The following is a 1343-nucleotide window of genomic DNA, read 5'->3' on the forward strand; positions in this document are numbered from 1 at the left end:
AACTTATGTGGACTCCCCCTTGTCAACAACCAAAACAATAACACAAAGAAATAAATGCGTACTTATGTACGAGCTCTATATTGAGAAGCTATCTCAGGCTCTTTGATATTTACGCGAACGAGCTGTCAAATCTGTTAAGCGAGCTTTTATACTCTCTGTTGGCTACTGACTAAACCCGCTGATTTTTATCTTCGTTTTGCATTTTAGTTGTATGAACGCTTTTTAAGCTGCGAGTAACTCAGCTTTATATTCTGTACCTTGTGTCAACATGGCGAATGCCGTTCTAACGGTTTTATTCGCAAGCGCCACAGCTGCACATTTTTTACCTCGACGCTCAACTAAACCTCTTAGCCAAACATCTTTTTTAGTTTTTGGCTCTCTTATGGTAGCTTGATTCACCGCAGCCATTGCACCACAAATAAGCTGACTTCTCAAGATACTGTTTTTACAATGCTTTCCTATCGAACCCAGTTTAACCATTCCACCTGATGAATGCTGAATGGGGGTTAACCCAATACATGCAGAAGCATCTTTACCTTTACTAAAAACACCTATATCCCAACAACCTAACGCAAGGTACAAGTTAATGGCGTTCGTTGTGCCTACGCCCTCTAACTTAAGAAGTTTTTTACATTCGGGATGAGAGGAGGCTGAGTCTTCTAAACACTCGTTATACTGATGAACGGCTTCAATCAATCCCTTTAAGTGCACCTTAGCGGTATAAATTGCTTTTCGACATTCTACGGATAAGTCATTAGTCGCATCTTCTAAAACCCCGTCAATCGCAGAAATAATACCGCCTTTTCTGTTTGAAATACGAATGTTCAACTCGAGCAATAAGGATACTAGTTGTTTTTGGGCTGCCCCTTGGTGTTTTACGGCTAATTCCCTTAAGCGTTTAATGGTTTGTAACTGCTGCTGAGCAACGCTCTTTCCGCCGATAAAAGTAACATCGGGTAATAGAGCTGCTTGGATAATAGCAAGCGCATCATTCTTATCTGTTTTTTGGTTTTGTCTAACCACAGCAACCAACTTAGCAGAAATTAAACGTGCATCATGCCCGGCTTCAATGGCTTTTTGTTTCCAGTAATTAGAGGTACCACAGGCTTCAAAGATTATCGTTGCGGGTTTGGTATTGATGAGCCAACAAAGAAATTCGTTCGGCGTCATTTCGATATTCGACTGCACCTTTTTGCTTGTGTAAGTACAAACTTGAATAACTTCTTTTGCTAAATCAACACCAATTTTGCTACGATACATATCAGGACTCTTTATAATATAGTTGTGTGGTAACTTTTATATTACCTCACTCTTTAGGGGGTGAGGGAGTCCAATTATCTGTT

General features: G+C 40.1%; 1 protein-coding gene. It reads right to left on the bottom strand.

What is annotated here, in order from left to right:
* Window positions 1-222 precede the first annotated feature (222 nt).
* Window positions 223-1260, bottom strand: coding sequence for an IS110 family transposase (locus CXF71_RS13030; RefSeq protein ID WP_101233389.1), 1038 nt, complete (start codon window positions 1258-1260; stop codon window positions 223-225).
* Between the last annotated feature and the right edge of the window lie 83 nt (window positions 1261-1343).

Source organism: Colwellia sp. 12G3 (genome assembly GCF_002836775.1).
Taxonomy (GTDB): Bacteria; Pseudomonadota; Gammaproteobacteria; order Enterobacterales; family Alteromonadaceae; genus Colwellia.